We start from the raw sequence: 16438 nt of genomic DNA on the forward strand, positions 1-16438 counted from the left end.
AAAAGCCCAGAATCTTACGGGTTCTCTTCATTTTTTGTTTGTGAGGGTAAAATCGGTCATTTCCCGATTACCCCTTTGATGATTAATTTGTCTGTGGCAAAAGTTTATGTCCGGAAAATTTATTTACAAGTATCGCTATTGCTCCATCACCTGTTACGTTGCATGCAGTACCAAAGCTGTCCTGTGCAAGGTAAAGGGCAATCATAAGTGATGTCAGCGTTGCATCAAATCCAAGCATGCTTTGAAGCAGTCCGATTGCAGCCATAACAGCTCCTCCTGGAACTCCAGGTGCAGCAACCATTGTTACTCCAAGTGCCATTATAAAGCCAATATATGTTCCGAAGGATAGTGGCATTCCGGCAATAAGCATAATTGCTACTGAACAGCTAACAAGAGTAATTGTACTGCCTGATAAGTGGATTGTCGCTGAAAGTGGTATTGCAAAATCAGCTACACCTTCGTTTACTCCATTTTTCTTGGTTTGTGCAAGTGTTACAGGGATTGTAGCTGCTGATGACTGGGTTCCGATGGCAGTAAAGTATGCAGGAAGCATTGTCTTTACAAGCTTGAACGGGTTTGCACCAGCAAGTGTTCCAGCAATAAGGTATTGAAGAACTATGATTGTCAGGTGAAGAATTATTACAAGAACAAATACTCTTGAGAATACACTCAGTATCTGGAATACCTGACCTGAATATGCCAGGTTTGCAAAGATACCCATAATGTGCAATGGAAGCAGTGGTATGATTATACCTGAAATCATTTTACTTATGATAGTCTGGAACTCGTCCATCAATGATTTGATTGTCTTTGATCCAGTTGCTGCAATACCGATACCAATTGTAAAAGCTAATATTAGAGCTGTCATTACTCCCATTACTGCTGGTATTGATATTTCAATAAATGCTGCAGCTGATGCTCCTTCTGCAGTCAAGTCTGTTGAAAGTGCTCCTTCTGTAATAAATAAAGGTAATATAGAAATATTGGCAAAGTATGCCATTGTACCTGCAAATACAGTTGAAGTGTAGGCAAGTGCTGCAGTAACAGCTAAAACTCTGCCTGCACCCTTTCCAAGGTCACCGATTCCCGGTGCAACAAAACCAAGAATTATAAGTGGTATGGCGAATCCAAGGAACTCCCCGAATATCCCGTTGAAGGTTGCAAATACCCTGACTCCCGGCTCTGGTAATACCATTCCGAATAGAATACCTAGAATAATAGCTATAATAAGCCTTGGCAATAATCCGATTTTTTTCATATGTTTCCTCCTTATGTCTTTTATCATAAATCCAACTGGCTTATACCAGCTAAATGTTATGTATTTCGCATTATTAAGTTAACATTTTATCAATCGGATTACAAGCCTTTATGATATTTTTAACAATTCTTAATCTTCCTCATTGTTTCAAATATTCTGATAAAATTAACTTAAAGTCCCGATAAGGGATTGATATATCTACCTCTTGATTCAGTTTTTTTACCATATTGAATGGCACCTACAGGACACCTGTGGATACATGCAAGGCAGTGCACACATTTATCCTTGATCCAGATAGGTTTACCCTCCTTCATTTCTATTGCATCCACAGGACATATTTCCTGGCACAGATTGCAGTTTGTACATCTATCTGAAACGTTGAACTTGCTGGTTTTTCGATCTCTTCTATAGATGGCGCCTGCCATCAATGACATGATTCCTGGCATTGGCCCCTTTATTTTGTTGTAATCCCCTTTCTTATCTTCCTTTATAATCTCAATTATTCTTTTCAATGAATCCTTACTGTTTATCAGCATCTTCTCCTGCTTCCCCTTATCCTGAACATCATACAACAGAATGTAGTTATCTGGCATTTCAACAGAAAAGACAAAGTCAGTGGAAACGCCTTTCTTGTTAAGTATGTCCCTGGCTGTTTTGGTTGCATCGCCAGTGGTGGCACCGCAGGTTGCAAGGATAAAGCATCTTGACCCTTTTTCCATAATAATTGCAATCTTTTCCAAAAACTCCTCTACCACCGTTGGTAATGAATAATAGTAAACGGGAAATACCAATCCAAGTATCTCACCTTCTCCAACTGTCAGTTTCAGTTCATCTCTCTTTAAATTTTCAGCTAAATTATGTACTTCCTCCCCTAATGCTTCACCAAGGGTATTTGCGGCATAGAGACTATTCCCAGTTCCTGTGAAATAGAATATCATTTTAATCCCCCTTCTTTTTATACTTCCTTCTCCTGTTGTAATTAAGAATAACTTAAATATTTAACAATTATTTAAAAATCCACTAGAATCTTGTTATAATAGTATTATACAAGATATGGATTAGGATTAATCAATTATTACAAAAACATTCAGATAGGTATGGTGATTGTATGATTTCATATGAGAAATGGGCACAGAAGGAGCTCTTTTTATGGATGGCAAGAATGAGAAAAAGGCCGTCCATTATTCAAAGTATTTCCAAGGGAACTCAGAGGAAAGTCAATTCCTTGCTACCTGAAAAGTACCATGAGTTTGTTACTGGTACAATAAAAAACATGACAAAGGCAACTCTCTATGGGTCTAAATTTGGTATCAATCCTCCACTGATCGGATATAGCCTTAAGGAAAGGGAAAGAATTCTTAAGGAGAAGACGAAGATGTATGCAGCAACGGCAACTATAGAAGGAGCTGCAACAGGTGCTGGAGGCTTTGTTTCCGGACTTGCAGATTTTCCTCTCTTAATGGGCATTAAAATGAGATTTCTTTTTGAAGTGGCCGCAATTTATGGTTTTGACGTAAATGATTACAAAGAAAGACTTTATATTCTTCATATTTTCCAACTGGCATTCTCCAGCAAGAAACACGTCAATAAGGTGTTTAATAGAATGGAGAACTGGCAAGAGTATGTAAACAGTCTGCCGGAGAATCTGGATGATTTTGAGTGGAGGGATTTTCAACAGGAGTATAGAGATTATCTTGATATTGCGAAGTTACTGCAGATGCTTCCAGTTGTAGGTGCACTTGTTGGTAGCTATGTCAACAACAAGCTTTTAAAAAAGTTAAGTGAGACAGCAATGAACTCATACCGGATGAGAATCCTATAAAAAGAAGAGAAGGCTTTATTATTTTCCAGCCTTCCCTTCTTTTCTTTTTTCCCTTTTATTCTTGTGTTTCAAGTATCTTATCTCTCCATCCTTAAAAAGTCTTTTTTCCTCATCGGTCTTCAACTCCAACTCAGGTACAGCCGTGGGATTTCCGTTTATATCAAGTGCCACCATGGTAAAGAAAGCTGTCAGTGCAACCTTCGGAGGTTCACTTAGTTGCAGATCTTCAACGGATACAGTTACAAGGACCTCCATTGATTGCTTGCCAACATAGGTCAATTGTCCATAGCATGTTACAAGCTCTCCAACATGTATTGCCTCCATAAATTCCAACTCATCAACCATTGCAGTTACTGTGTTTCTCCTTGAATGCCTTCTTGCTACAATTCCAGCACAACTGTCCATAAGCTTCATCACTTCACCACCATGGACATTGCCTTCAATATTTGCCTGGTCCGGCTGCATCAAGTGTCCAACACTTACCTTAGATTGGTCAACAGTCTTTGATTTCATTTTCTCACCTCTTCTCTTGAATCTATCAATGAGAATGTTCCCATGGGGACGTTCCCCCTGGGAACATTTGTCTAAAGTTTTGTATCTATAGTCGCTCAGGATGTGTTCTTGTTAAGACCACCATTTTATATTCTCGCCCATCAAAGGGGCTTTGATCAATGACCCTGCGATTCTCAATAAATCCACATCTTTCAAGAAGACTTATCGATTTTAGATTGCTCTCTTCAGTGAATGCTTCCAATCTATTAAGATCCATATCTCTAAAGGAGTAATCAACCACCTCTCTTAGAGCCTCTGTCATAAGTCCCCCGCCCCTGAAATCAGGAATCATTCCAAAGCCGAGCTCAGCCTTCTCGTCCGCAGGATAAATATTCCAAATGCTTATTGTTCCGATTATTCTCCCTGTATCCTTATCCTCAAGACCCCACAGAATCCACTTGTTTTCATCTATGCCCTGAGACATTTTTCTGATGTAGTCAATTGTGTCATCCAACTGCTCATCAGGTTTTGTATCCGTGTATTCATGCAATGAAGGATCCTTTCTCATGTTGAATACATCATACATGTCGTCCTCCGTCAACTTTCTCAATATAAGCCTTTCGGTTTCCAAGTTTGGGAAAGGATTGAAATCTATCTTCATAATGGACACCTCCCTATAAACTTCCTAGTATCTTTAAATAAGATATACCCTATTTACTGATTTTAACATACTTAACTGATGCAATCAGAATATATTTAAAGAAACGCCTATACACCCTAGGGGTATTGTGGTATAATAAAATCATATTGTTAAAATAACTAAATGGAGTGATAAAATGTCCTATATGAAAGTAGAATTCCCAGGTGGATTAAGAGTGGACGCTCGGTCTTCAAGACACCTGATTAAAACGGATCAGGGAGGTAGTGATCCTACACCTTTTGAACTTTTTCTTGGTTCACTTGCAACCTGTGCAGGTATATTCGCACTAGGTTTTTGTAAAAACAAGGGTATAAAAACCGAGGGCCTTGATATCTCAATGGACCTTGAAATGAACAGACAGACAGGTATGATCAAAAAGGTTGTCTATGATGTAAAGCTTCCTGAAGGCTTCCCTGAGAAGTATGAGAAGGCTCTTATAAACTCAATTGAGCTATGCTCAGTAAAAAAACACATGATGACTCCACCGGAGTTTGAGGTTAAAACAACATTCTAACCAAATATCCCCCGATCCTTCACCCGGACCGGGGGTATTGCTTTTTTGCATATCTATTCAATTATTTCGATGCTATTTGAATCCAGGTCAACCCTCTTTAATGTCGGTGGTTGTAAATCATCAGAGGAATGGAACAATAGCCAATCTCCTGCATGAAAAAATCCTTCTACAAACCTCGAATCAGAAAGGAGTGTCTTGTCCAAACCAAAGTGATCCATTTTATAAATACCATCTCCGGGATATCCAACATCCTCACCATGGAGGGAGTAGAATATTCCCTCTTCTGTTATTATATAGGCTGATACATTATCATCAACTGGAACCTGATAAACTTCAGGGTCCTTGCCCTCTGTCCTAATTAGTCTGTAGTCGCCATTAATATAGTACCAGTAATCCTTCCACCTGGATAGGCTGCTAACTTGGCTGTCAGTCTCAAATTCAAGCTTTCTTTCACTACCATCCATATTGACACTTTCCACAAAACCACTTTCACCATCCATATAGCTATAGAACAATCGCTTATCATAAATAGCCAAATCAGAAACACCTTTTTGAATAAACCGTTCAAGATTCTGACCGTTAACATCCATCCTGTAGATGTTATGATTGTCCTCGAAATTAATAAAATAAATCCATTCTCCCATCAAGTGTGGCTCCATTACATATCCCAATTTATAAATGGTCTGATTTTCTGTTCCATCAAGCTTCATCCTGCTGTAAGGCTCGCCACTGGAATAGAAAACCCAATCTCCACTCACATTGAGCCTGCTTACTCCGTATCCTCCATCCTTCTGAATCAAATATTCCTTCAGCTGGAAATCCTTATCGGTCTTTACAAGATTCATATGATTCTCAACATAGACAATATGCTCCTTGGTTTCCACTCCATTTCCGTAGTTGTTTGTATTATCAACAGTGTTGCCTAACTCTTCAGCATTGATCACTTCAATCTGCTGGATATTTCTCATTTGGTGATTATGATACCTTATCCTTAAATCCCAGTAGACTCCTGATTCGAATATAATCGGAACTGATAGAATAAAAAATGCAAAAAAAAATGCACCTGCTGCAGCAAATCTTCTCAACCACTTGTTGCTTCTTCCTTGAATATCCTTTGTCATCTGTTCGACATAATATCTTGGACCTTCAACTGTTGCAGTATCCTCTGTGTATTTAACCTTTACGGTTTCCTTGCTTAGCAGGTTGTAAGGGAAATCAAATCTGGGCTTTAGAATCAACTCGTTCTTATCTTCCTCAATGATTTTCCATCTCTTCTGTTCCTTGATTTCAGCCATCCAATTTTCATTCTCAATATTTTCCTCTTTTGTTTTTCCCGTGTAATTTGTGATTGTTGCAATTCCAATCAATACTCCATAAAGGATTACACTGCTCCATGAAAAGCTCATATCATAGCCAAGAATTACTTCATATAAAATATATAGGGATACTACTATGGGCAGTGAAAAGAAGAGCAATCTCTTTATGGCAAGAACTAAAATGTCCTTAGGTAGTTTCATCAGACACCTCCAGTGAAGCTAGTTAGTTTGTATTCTGTCGCGTTTATTGTACCCTAATTTTCAGCCGTTTTCAACTTATTACAGCTAAAAAACCATGGGGTGCAGTCCGCATGGTTTCTTATGATTTATTCAATTTTTACTTGCTTATATAATACTCGTAGCTTACAACCCCTTCTACCTCAACAAATCCGCCTCTATCATAAATTCTTCTGGCAGCTTTATTATTCTCATTTACAGATAGGACCGTTCTTTCGAATCCGGCTTCATCAGAAAATCTTATAGCTTCCCTCAATAATATTCCTCCAAGCCCCTTATGCTGATAATCTGGAATTACAGACAAGGAGCCAATATTCATTATTGGTTTGCCTTCGTACTCGTCCTTTGTACACCTTACTGTTCCAACAGCCTTTCCATTGTGTCTTAATACCATCATCCCTCCTGGAACAAAGTCTTCCTTGTCAGGATAGGTCATAATCATCTCAGTGCATACAGGAATTTCATTTCCTGTTACAAATGCAAAGGCTTCATTCCTTACCTTGCACCAGTCTTCATAGTCTTTCTCAAGTTCAACCGGGCTGATTTCATAACCTTCTGGAATCTCCTCCTCAGGAACAGGATCATCATCCCTTACCATAAGGTAAACAAATCTTTCCGCTTTGAATCCAAGATCTTCCATTCTTCCCATAAGCTCAATATTTGATGATGGCACAAAAATATATACTTTCTCAAGATCAATTGCATGTATAAGTATCCTGTGAAAGAGGATATCATATACAGCACTGTTGTTCTTTTCAGAGTAAAGAATTCTGAATCTTGCTCTGTTGCCTCTTCTGTTGTATTCATCTATTATCAATGATGCAGCTGCAACAACTTCTTCCCCCTCCATGTAAAGAAATGTAGGATTCTCAGGACTGTACTCAAAGCTGTTCAGGTCCTCTTCATAAAGATATGAATCATCCACCTGGTCCCTATGCTTTCTACAAAAATCTGTAAAATCCTTTAAATTGTGATTGTTCAGCTCAACTATTCTGCCTTCAACTTCCATTAATCCACCCTACCTTTCTTTTTTCAGTTTATAGTACTCCATTGAATAGTTTTCCTTGAAACCACATGACTGGTACAATCCGAGTGCTGTGTCATTTTCAGCATCAACTTGCAAGTATATATGGTTTGCGTGAAACTCCTTCAGCTTTTCAACAGATAGGAGCAATAGCTCTCTTCCCAGACCTTTTCCTCTGTATTCTGGAATTATTCCAAGTCCGAAAATTCCTCCTTCTCCATTTATTAGGTGAAGATGTACCTTTCCTACAATAATACCCTCCAATAGAGCCATATATACATGAAAACCTCTCTTTTTTTCAACCTCGATATTCAGAAGCTTCTGATCTGACAGCTCTTCGCCAAAGTATATTGAGTTCTGCCTGGCTATTTCCAATGCATCATCATTGCAGGCTTCCCTTAGCATCAAACCCTTTGAAGCTCCTTTAGCCTTTTCAAATAGACTGTCCGAAAGAATCATTTCATACTCAGTATGGTCATAAAGTGAATCTGTAGTTTTTATGAAACTTTTTCCTGCAGATGACTTGCTGTCAGTTAAAAGAAGCATGGAATCTGAAGATCTCTTCTCCCACTCCTTCTTCACAAGTGAGTAAAGCTCCTTGAATATTCCCCTTCGTCTATACTCCGGATGAACCATTCCATTGACTTCAATAGTCCTTCCTCCAAAATCGTCAATTCCCAAATAACCCACCAGCTTATCACCATCCCAGCAGGTAAATTCATCCTTATTTTCTTCCGGACTCTTATCAGGAGCATCTTTCTTGGCAAGCTTGTAGTCGAGCTCCAGCTTTAACCTGACATCATCATGTTTCTTGCATATGTCTTCAAGCATTGATAAAGCTTTATACAAATCTTTATCCATACCTTTTAATGCCTTGAAACGAAAGTTTTCCATATCTTTAATTCCTCCGATTTATTAAATTTCAAACAAACTAAAAAGGTTTGTAGCCTTCTTATATTCTACAGGTCCTTCTTGAGGTAATAACGTTTTGTGCCATCTGGGTATCCCTCCAATACTCCAAATCCCTTATAGCCATTTTTCTTGTAGAATTCTGGTGCCTGAAAACTAAAAGTATCAAGATGAATAAATCTGCATTCTTCCGCTATGGCAATTTTTTCAGCTTCCATCATCAGCTTCTCACCATATCCAAATCCCCTAACATCTTCACTTAGCCACAAGGTTTCAATCAAGAGGCAACCTCTGTAAATTTTTCCTATCAAGCCTCCATAAATCTTGTCCTCATCCTTTAGGATTAGATTTATATCCTTGCTTATGGGTCTTTGATCTGGTGGTGCAGTGCTTATATTAAACTGGAATAGTTTGTTTTTTATGTAGTCGATTTCTTCCTCTGTCATCCCTTCTTCAATGGAAATATCTCTCATCACTTTCCCCTCCATTTTAAAGCTAATCCCCTTGGTCATGGTTGGAGTCTATATCCAATATTGATTCAATTAACTTTTTCGTGTATTCATGCTGAGGGTTGTTGAGTATGGCATCAGTATCTCCCATTTCAACTATCTCGCCCTTTTTCATAACTGCAATACAGTCACACATATGCCTTATTACTTTTAAATCATGTGAAATGAAAAGATATGAAAGGTTCAATTCTTCCTTAAGCTTTAACAGAAGATTAAGAACCTGTCCCTGAACTGAAGCATCAAGGGCTGATACCGGCTCATCACAAACAATCAGCTTTGCTCTTGTTGCAATGGCCCTACCAATAATGATTCTCTGATTCTGACCACCACTAAGTTGTCCTGGAAACTTCCATCTTTCCGATGAAGAGAGATTCACCATCTGAAGAAGTCTTTCAACCTCTTCGTCTAGTTCACTTTCCTTGACAATATTATGTATCTTCAGTGGCTCCCTTAACAATTCATCCACGTTCATTTGAGGATCCAGTACTGAATTCGTATATTGGAATATTATTTGAATATCCTTTCGGTGCTTTCGCATTTCATCTTCTTTCAAATTGGTTATGTCCTTGCCAAATATTTCAATTCTTCCATTGCTCGGTTCGATAAGCCTGAGCACCAAATTGGCAATTGTGCTCTTGCCTGAGCCACTTTCTCCTATCAATCCCAATGTCTGGTTTTCTCCGACTTCAAAGCTTATATTCTTGGCAGCATTAACAACTTGTTTCTTTGAAAAAATGCTTTTCTTGCTAATATAGTGTTTTGAGAGATTGTCAACTTTTAGTATGCTGTTCAAGCTTTACTCACCTCTTCTTCAAATAAAATACACCTGACTTTTCTATCATTGATTCTTCTAAACTCAGGTATGCCATATGTACATGCCGGCTCTCTCAACTTACATCGACTATAAAAAGGGCATTCATCCTTGAACTGATGGGCAGTAGGAGGAGTTCCTTCGATAAAGTACATGATATCCTCATCCTGGGCCAATGAATTGGAGCATTTAATCAATTCCTTCGTATAAGGGTGAAAAGGTGCATTGACTATTTGTTCAATGGTCCCCTCTTCAACAACCAGACCTCCGTACATTATCATCAACCTGTGGCATAGATACTTGGCTACACCAAAGTCATGAGTAATGATGATTACAGACATGTCATTCTTACTGCTGATATCTCTCAATAAGTCAAGAACGGTTTTTTGTAGCGAAGCATCTATTGAGCTGGTTGGTTCGTCAGCAATCAAAAGCTCTGGATTGCAAAGAATACACTGAGCTATCATAATTCTTTGATTCTGACCACCACTAAGCTGAAATGGATAGCTATTATATATTCTTTCTGCTTCATCTATTCCTACTTCACCAAGTTTATTAAGTACATACTCCTTGGTATTGGTTAAACTATGTGTTTTTAAGACCTCTCCCAGCTGCTTTCCGATTGTCTTGTAAGGATTTAAAGCCGCTGAAGAGTTTTGGAAGATATATGAGATTTTATTCCCTCTGATTTTTTTCAATTCTTCCTCAGAGGCTTTTAATAGATCCTTTCCTTCAAAGATCACTTCACCAGAATCTATCCTTCCGACAACTTCATCTATTAATCGAATAATTGAGCTTGAAGAGACAGTCTTCCCGCTTCCGGATTCACCGAGTATACCCACAATTTCTCCCTTGTTTAGCTCGATATCAAAGCCTCTAACCACTTGAATACTACCTTTTTCATAATAAAAGGATACTTTTAAATCACTGACTTCAATAAGCTTGCTTTCCATTTTATCAACCCCTAGCATGTCTACTTGTTCCTTTAATCTTAATTAGTAATTGTTTTTATTGATAACTTTCAGCAGAATGCTTCCTACTTCTTCGATGCTACGTGTCTGCTCTCCTGACTCTAGTGTATTGATAATAATCGTCGGTATTCCCTTTTCCCAGAACATGGCATTATCAGCTTGACTATCAGTAAAATAGTATTCATTCCCAATATGTCTAGTCTGAATCTCCCGAATTTCAAGGTTGTTCTTAGTAAATTCCTGCTCAATGTGGTGTCCCAAGCTCCAGGCAAATGGCCTTGTAATAGGTGCTTGGGCTGCACTGTACTGAATATGATCAAAATTTCTTTCAACCAGACCAGTCAGGTCAATATATCCTTCTACCTTATTGGGACTGTAGGGGAAGTCTTGTGTAATATAATGAGCTCCGTGTCGTTTCTCATCAATGGTACCATCCAGGAACATAAAAATGATTGATCTCTTGTTTCCCTCTTGTTGGCATAATTGCTCCATTAATTCAAGGTTAAACTCCAATACATCATTTTCGCCATCCTCTGTATAATTGTAGTTCATTCCTATTACTATGGCTTCATCTCCAATGTTTTCATCCGTACCTTTTTGCATGCCAACTATGTTATAACCCCTACTTTCCAATGGTATAACTGAACTGGAAATAGAAATCGTTGAATCCATGTTTGTTTTCAATAGATCTGAAACCTCTCTTGAAACCATTATTACAGACATCTTCTCATTTTCATCGATAATAATACTATTAATCCTTTCACTCTTTCTAGCTATTAGCAAGACTCCTTTGACTCTCTCGTTTTTATTGATTTCCTTAATAAAATAATCTATTGCTTGGTCATTGTAGTACTCTTTATCTATAAGAATAAATTTATCCTTAAATTTACTGTAATCATCTATGCTGAACATATCAATCTCTGTAGCATCATGTATCCTTCCTGTATTATTAATATCCCCTGATGTTACAAATGCAAAATCCTGGTTTGGTATTAAGTCCATCGGTCCGTCCTCTAGACTGATACTAAAGTCTTGATCCTTGAGCATATATGATGGACCTATATCATAACTCAAAGCATAACCTTCCTCTTTCAAAGGCTCAATACCCAATTGTACCATTTTATCGATTATCTGCTGGATTGTTTCATCAGCCTCCTCTGTCCCAATTATGACTCTGTTTGGCAAATCAATTGAATCTGCAGCCAAACTGAAAGTGTAATCCTCTTTATTGACAATGCTGAATATCAGAAATAAAGCAATTAAGGTAAATGTTCCAACCGAGTACTTGATTTTTTCCTTTTTCCCAATCATCCTCCACAGATAAGAAAAATCCAATGAAATCAGTTTACGGGAAACCAAAGGCATTCTAGAATCTGGTTTTTGTATTATATTTCTTAGGCCCTCACCAAACAGGTTAAAACCAAGCACACTGATGAAAAATGCCAATGCGGGAAAAATTACAGCCCAAGGCGCGGTACTGATTAAAGTTCTTGAAGTACTGAGCATACTGGCCCACTCAGGTTCAAAACTGATATCTGTATTAATATAAAATCCAGAACCCTGATCATCAACGATTCCTAAATTTCCGACAAATACCGCAAAAATTCCCAGCTGCATTATCATTGAAAGGTTCCTGGCAATCTCCATGAAAAATAGTATAATCAATTCAGGTGCAAGATGAGGCACAACATTTTCCAGTGCAATTTTAGCTCTTCGTTTTCCTATGGCCACCTCGCCCTTAATAAATGGCTGTGCAATAATAGCCTCGACTCTCTCCATTATCAAGCTTCCCAATTTTGGCCAGCTAACTGCTGTAAGTATAAGAACGAAAGCGATGATGGAGCTTTGCTTGTCCAGATCAGCAATAAAATCCAGCTTCAATAAAATGATGGATATCAAGAGAGCAGGTATGGCTGAGAAGATAATGTTAAACTGCTGAATAACCGATTTTGCTAGTCTGTTCCCAAATCCACCCAGCAATGCCAGGGGAATTGCTATTAGGAATTGTCCGATTGCTATTAATAGACCTAAGGTAATTGTCAGTCTCGTACCATAAATAATATAACTGAGAATATCTCTTCCAAGATCATCACTTCCCAATATAAAGTCACTTCCAGGATTGAATGGTGATCGTTCCACGAACAGCTTTCCATCCTCATGTATAAACCGTACAATCTGAATTGTGTATGGGCTGTTATCGGTAAACATATCTGGAAATATCATTATAAAGAGTATTAATAGAAGAATTATGCTTCCAAGTATTAATGGTATATTTGTCTTTTTCATTGTTTTGCCCCCTTGTTTTTTAAGGGATTAATAAGCCTCGCTAAAAATTGAACTCCCCAGGTGAAGACAATGTACATAAATCCAAGTGTCATGGCAAGGGGAACAAACCTGTAAACATCTTGCCTGTTATAGAAATATAGCAGGTAGTACAGGATGCCACGATAATTAAAGAGCCATTCTACAATAATCATATTTGTTAAAAGCATTGTCATTATGGCTGGCAAAGTATCTACTATCTTAAATACTATAGCCGGAATAAGCTCATAGAATATGGTCTTTTTCCTTGAAAAACCCTTTGCAATTGCGTTTCTTATATAGTCCTTCCCCAGTTCCTCCTGAACTGTGATAAAGGTTATTCTGGAAATATAGATTGTAGGTATGATTGACAATGTCAACAATGGTAAAACAAAGCCCTTTAAGTATGTTAAATCCCTCACTGCAGGAAAGTTTACTGCTACAAATGTGTACCCCAAAAGTGTTAGTAATACGATTAATACATCTGGAATGGAGAAAAAGACCAGAGTCCCAAGTGAACCAAGCTTTGCTTTTCTTGACCTGTATCCTTCATACATCCCCCTTAGAATTCCAACAATGGTTGAGAAAGCCAAGGATGAAGAAATCAGCATTACGCTGAGCTTGCTTGAATCATATATGGTCTCTAGGAGGTTGCCTGTGATATACATGTTATAGTCACTTGGACTTAGCAGTGTTCTTAAATATAGTACACTTCTTTTTACTGTAAGATATCCTGAAATATTAGTTGAGATATCATTATTAATCATCTTAATATTTGATCCTGGGTCAATACTAGCAAGGATGGTCAACATAAAAACTGCAAAAAAACCAGATATTAAGGCTGAAAAGACTTTTCTTAATAGGATGTTTGGTGTAGAGAAATATATGTTTTCTACTGAGTATCCCATGATTTTCTTGTTGGGATATGCATGGTAGGTCTTCACAATAAAATAGCTTATTAATGTCCCAAAAATTGTAATCCCTATTAATACTCTTTCGACTACACTTAAATAATCAAATCCTCTATCCTTGTAAACATCTCTTTTTATGTAGTTTAGAAACACCTTTGCTGAATTTTCAAGATGCTCTCTGTCAATATTTTCAATGGTATCTTCATAAGTATTTGCAATATTATTACTATCAGTTAGCACTACAGCAGGTACATTCATATCAATGAATTGATTTATTGCGCTATAACCAGGCAATCCTTCAACAACCTTCATTTCCGAATCCAATCCATAATTAACAATCCTATCCCTTAGAATTGTACCCTTCATCAAACCAGAAGATACCTTCAAACCCTCCAAGGTTTCCTTGCCTATCCCCTCCATGTGTATTACCCTGGTTCTCTGCAAAGGATATACTGGATTATCGATGTAATGGCTTGATCCCGAAAGTTGTTGATATTGACCATTCCACCCGGCAAATACAATTGTTTCCTGGGGTAAGCTGTCTTGAGAAGCTATGACCCTTGCTACCTCAAGCATTGTAGCAATTCCAGAAGTGTGGTTTAGAACACCAGGAAAGTATTTCCCATCTGTTCCAGCTCCAACTCCATCAATATTTGTTGTAACCAACAATATGTTGCCATCAGAAGATTCACCCTCGATCTTTCCTAAAATATTAGCAGTCTCAACAATTGGAAAGCCGATATCCACATTGATATGGACTCCGCCAAGAATCTTGAAGGATTCCACTTCTTCTCCAATATCACTCTCATCCATAAGTTTTAGAATCTCTCGATGTACTTGATTGGATATGTATCCAACTAATATGGACTCTCCTGTTTTCCCAGAAATACTTATAGACTTTTCAAACTCATAGTTTTGATTCGGATTGTAAAAACTGACATTAGCAGTACAGATAACACCTTTTCCACCTGATTGTAAAACGTAGTTCACGTGCTTGGGAGTGAGTCTGTTTGCTTCGATTACTACGACTCTGTCCTTAATATACTCAGGTTCAATCCTTAACAGGTCATTGCCTACAAAAATTAAATCCCCAGAAAAATCAACGCTTCCCCCATTCATGGAAGTCAGCATATTATAATCCTTATACATAATAAGTTCTTTTATAAGGTTGCCGTCTTCAGAGCTTATTGTGAATGTAGGATCAGTATCAATATCTGGAATAATTGTTGTAAAGGGTTGAAAATATGTATCGTTTACACCAGCTGGTTCAACACCAATTTCCTTGAAATAGTTCTCTATGTATAGGAGCGCTTTCTTGTCACCTTCAGAACCAGACAGTCTTCCCTGGTACTCCTCTGATGACAGCTCACTGATATGTCCATATATATTATCAGTGTTTAAAAGGGACTCATCAAAATCATTTCTAGGCCAGAGGAAAAAGGCAGCCAGGAAAACAGCTGCCGCCAATAATATGTATTTAAAAATTCTTTTTATCTTATCATATGTCATTTCATCCGTCCTTTGCAGATTATTCGTATGTACTACAAATCATACTTAATTCCATTGTTCTTAATATTTTTACCTTTTTGCTTTGTTACTTTTTTCAAACCCTGGCTACAACCCTGGCAAGAGATGCCTCGGACTTTATTTTCAATGGCAAGGCAATAACCTCAAAATTATCTATGTTCACTAGATTTCCAAGATTTCTAAGGTTTTCAATAATAAGAATATCATTACCCAGAAGCTTCTTATGAATATTGAATGGATATTGATCCGGTGATGGCAGATCCATTCCAACCATTTTTATCTTTTTCTCAATAAAGAAATCAGCTAATTCTTCCTCAACCACTGGATGATCCTTAAAGTACCCGTCACTGCCAAATTTAGTCTCAAATCCAGTGTAAATAAGGACTATGCTGTTTTCTTCTACTATGTCCATGTACTCGTCCTTCATACCAATAAGATCTTGATTCCTTACATCCAGCAAACAACCTTTCCCGATAAATTTATCGGCAGGGTAGTCGCTTATTACAACATCGCTTTCCATAATGTGGCTGGCAACATCAATATGAGTCCCAACATGCATTCCTGTTTCCAGCCAAGTATCATTGTATTTATCCTTATCAAGGAATCTGGTTTGGTATAGCTTCAAATCATCATCACCAGGGTATGTACTTATTCCTGCTTCTATGATATAGCTTAAATCAACGAATTCAGTCATATGCTTTTATTCTCCTTTATGTAGTTTCCTCTTTACAGTCACCAAGATAGAATTTTCACTTCATTGAACTATTTCCATATAGTGCCATTATACCGTAATTTAAATGTGCAATAAACTAAATTCTGAATATTTGAAGAATTGTAACGGTTTTGTCATAACTGCAAACCAATAATTCCAGAAAGAGAGTCCCTTGTCTGTGAATATTTTTGGTTTGATGAGAACCGAGTTGCATCTCTCAGTACTGAATCGGATTTACGAATCTACCCAGGAATTCTTGCAGTCACTATTGCTGTGGGAATTGGAGAGATCAATATGTATGTCTACAACCAAGAACTGGTTGAGGTTGAACAAGCTGTATAGAAATAAATCGAGTAGGAGGTAGATGATTATTTCATCTACCGACCTCTCACAGCACCGTACGTACGGTTCCGTATACGGCGCT

The 16438-nt window shown here is 37.8% G+C and carries 15 protein-coding genes; 2 read left to right on the forward strand and 13 right to left on the reverse strand.

The window, feature by feature from the left end; all coding sequences use genetic code 11:
* Positions 1-82 precede the first annotated feature (82 nt).
* Positions 83-1258 (reverse strand): dicarboxylate/amino acid:cation symporter, encoded by a 1176-nt coding sequence (locus ACOEN1_RS12540; RefSeq protein WP_422487248.1) that lies wholly within the window; start codon positions 1256-1258, stop codon positions 83-85.
* 170 nt (positions 1259-1428) lie between these two features.
* Complete coding sequence (locus tag ACOEN1_RS12545) at positions 1429-2196, reverse strand: EFR1 family ferrodoxin (RefSeq protein ID WP_422487249.1); 768 nt, start codon at positions 2194-2196, stop codon at positions 1429-1431.
* Between the two features lie 170 nt (positions 2197-2366).
* Between ACOEN1_RS12545 and ACOEN1_RS12550 the strand changes: the two genes are divergently transcribed.
* Complete coding sequence (locus ACOEN1_RS12550; RefSeq protein WP_422487250.1) at positions 2367-3080, forward strand: EcsC family protein; 714 nt, start codon at positions 2367-2369, stop codon at positions 3078-3080.
* Positions 3081-3098: 18 nt separating this feature from the next.
* Here the strand turns inward: ACOEN1_RS12550 and ACOEN1_RS12555 are convergent, their stop codons facing one another.
* Both ACOEN1_RS12555 and ACOEN1_RS12560 read right to left on the reverse strand, forming a co-directional pair.
* A complete protein-coding gene (locus tag ACOEN1_RS12555; protein WP_422487251.1) occupies positions 3099-3593 on the reverse strand; it encodes an acyl-CoA thioesterase in 495 nt (164 codons plus the stop codon).
* Between the two features lie 85 nt (positions 3594-3678).
* Positions 3679-4233, reverse strand: a complete 555-nt coding sequence (locus ACOEN1_RS12560; RefSeq protein WP_422487252.1) for a GNAT family N-acetyltransferase — start codon at positions 4231-4233, stop codon at positions 3679-3681.
* Positions 4234-4408: 175 nt separating this feature from the next.
* On the opposite strand from ACOEN1_RS12560, the gene ACOEN1_RS12565 reads away from it, so the two are divergent.
* Positions 4409-4786 carry an OsmC family protein gene (locus tag ACOEN1_RS12565; RefSeq protein WP_422487253.1) on the forward strand — a complete coding sequence of 126 codons (378 nt, stop codon included), beginning with the start codon at positions 4409-4411 and terminating at the stop codon, positions 4784-4786.
* 53 nt (positions 4787-4839) lie between these two features.
* On the opposite strand, the gene ACOEN1_RS12570 is transcribed toward ACOEN1_RS12565, so the two are convergent.
* The 9 genes from ACOEN1_RS12570 to ACOEN1_RS12610 form a co-directional block, all read right to left on the reverse strand.
* A complete protein-coding gene (locus tag ACOEN1_RS12570) occupies positions 4840-6303 on the reverse strand; it encodes a DUF5050 domain-containing protein (protein ID WP_422487254.1) in 1464 nt (487 codons plus the stop codon).
* Between the two features lie 136 nt (positions 6304-6439).
* A complete protein-coding gene (locus ACOEN1_RS12575; protein WP_422487255.1) occupies positions 6440-7348 on the reverse strand; it encodes a GNAT family N-acetyltransferase in 909 nt (302 codons plus the stop codon).
* A gap of 9 nt (positions 7349-7357) precedes the next feature.
* Complete coding sequence (locus ACOEN1_RS12580; RefSeq protein WP_422487256.1) at positions 7358-8257, reverse strand: GNAT family N-acetyltransferase; 900 nt, start codon at positions 8255-8257, stop codon at positions 7358-7360.
* Positions 8258-8322: 65 nt separating this feature from the next.
* Entirely contained in the window at positions 8323-8745 is a 423-nt protein-coding gene (locus tag ACOEN1_RS12585; protein WP_422487257.1) for a GNAT family N-acetyltransferase, read from the reverse strand.
* Positions 8746-8767: 22 nt separating this feature from the next.
* Entirely contained in the window at positions 8768-9574 is an 807-nt protein-coding gene (locus ACOEN1_RS12590; protein WP_422487258.1) for an ABC transporter ATP-binding protein, read from the reverse strand.
* Positions 9571-10545 carry an ABC transporter ATP-binding protein gene (locus tag ACOEN1_RS12595; protein ID WP_422487259.1) on the reverse strand — a complete coding sequence of 325 codons (975 nt, stop codon included), beginning with the start codon at positions 10543-10545 and terminating at the stop codon, positions 9571-9573. Before ACOEN1_RS12595 ends, ACOEN1_RS12590 begins: the two co-directional genes overlap by 4 nt.
* A gap of 42 nt (positions 10546-10587) precedes the next feature.
* Complete coding sequence (locus ACOEN1_RS12600) at positions 10588-12849, reverse strand: ABC transporter permease subunit (protein ID WP_422487260.1); 2262 nt, start codon at positions 12847-12849, stop codon at positions 10588-10590.
* The gene (locus tag ACOEN1_RS12605) at positions 12846-15284 is read right to left on the reverse strand and encodes a M28 family peptidase (RefSeq protein WP_422487261.1); all 2439 of its coding nucleotides are present in this window, start codon (positions 15282-15284) and stop codon (positions 12846-12848) included. The genes ACOEN1_RS12600 and ACOEN1_RS12605 overlap by 4 nt, the downstream gene beginning before the upstream one ends.
* A gap of 94 nt (positions 15285-15378) precedes the next feature.
* On the reverse strand, positions 15379-15996 hold the full coding sequence (locus ACOEN1_RS12610) for a cyclase family protein (protein WP_422487262.1): 618 nt from the start codon (positions 15994-15996) through the stop codon (positions 15379-15381).
* Between the last annotated feature and the right edge of the window lie 442 nt (positions 15997-16438).

The organism is Gudongella sp. DL1XJH-153 (genome assembly GCF_049310905.1).
In the GTDB taxonomy this organism is placed as follows: Bacteria; Bacillota; Clostridia; order Tissierellales; family Tissierellaceae; genus Gudongella.

Bases quoted from the DNA above. Each gene is read 5' to 3' on its own strand.
- ACOEN1_RS12545 (WP_422487249.1), bottom strand. From the start codon at position 2,196: ATGATATTCTATTTCACAGGAACTGGGAATAGTCTCTATGCCGCAAAT.
- ACOEN1_RS12595 (WP_422487259.1), bottom strand. From the start codon at position 10,545: ATGGAAAGCAAGCTTATTGAAGTCAGTGATTTAAAAGTATCCTTTTAT.
- ACOEN1_RS12585 (WP_422487257.1), bottom strand. From the start codon at position 8,745: ATGAGAGATATTTCCATTGAAGAAGGGATGACAGAGGAAGAAATCGAC.
- ACOEN1_RS12575 (WP_422487255.1), bottom strand. From the start codon at position 7,348: ATGGAAGTTGAAGGCAGAATAGTTGAGCTGAACAATCACAATTTAAAG.
- ACOEN1_RS12560 (WP_422487252.1), bottom strand. From the start codon at position 4,233: ATGAAGATAGATTTCAATCCTTTCCCAAACTTGGAAACCGAAAGGCTT.
- ACOEN1_RS12600 (WP_422487260.1), bottom strand. From the start codon at position 12,849: ATGAAAAAGACAAATATACCATTAATACTTGGAAGCATAATTCTTCTA.
- ACOEN1_RS12550 (WP_422487250.1), top strand. From the start codon at position 2,367: ATGATTTCATATGAGAAATGGGCACAGAAGGAGCTCTTTTTATGGATG.
- ACOEN1_RS12580 (WP_422487256.1), bottom strand. From the start codon at position 8,257: ATGGAAAACTTTCGTTTCAAGGCATTAAAAGGTATGGATAAAGATTTG.
- ACOEN1_RS12540 (WP_422487248.1), bottom strand. From the start codon at position 1,258: ATGAAAAAAATCGGATTATTGCCAAGGCTTATTATAGCTATTATTCTA.
- ACOEN1_RS12610 (WP_422487262.1), bottom strand. From the start codon at position 15,996: ATGACTGAATTCGTTGATTTAAGCTATATCATAGAAGCAGGAATAAGT.
- ACOEN1_RS12565 (WP_422487253.1), top strand. From the start codon at position 4,409: ATGTCCTATATGAAAGTAGAATTCCCAGGTGGATTAAGAGTGGACGCT.
- ACOEN1_RS12555 (WP_422487251.1), bottom strand. From the start codon at position 3,593: ATGAAATCAAAGACTGTTGACCAATCTAAGGTAAGTGTTGGACACTTG.
- ACOEN1_RS12605 (WP_422487261.1), bottom strand. From the start codon at position 15,284: ATGACATATGATAAGATAAAAAGAATTTTTAAATACATATTATTGGCG.
- ACOEN1_RS12570 (WP_422487254.1), bottom strand. From the start codon at position 6,303: ATGAAACTACCTAAGGACATTTTAGTTCTTGCCATAAAGAGATTGCTC.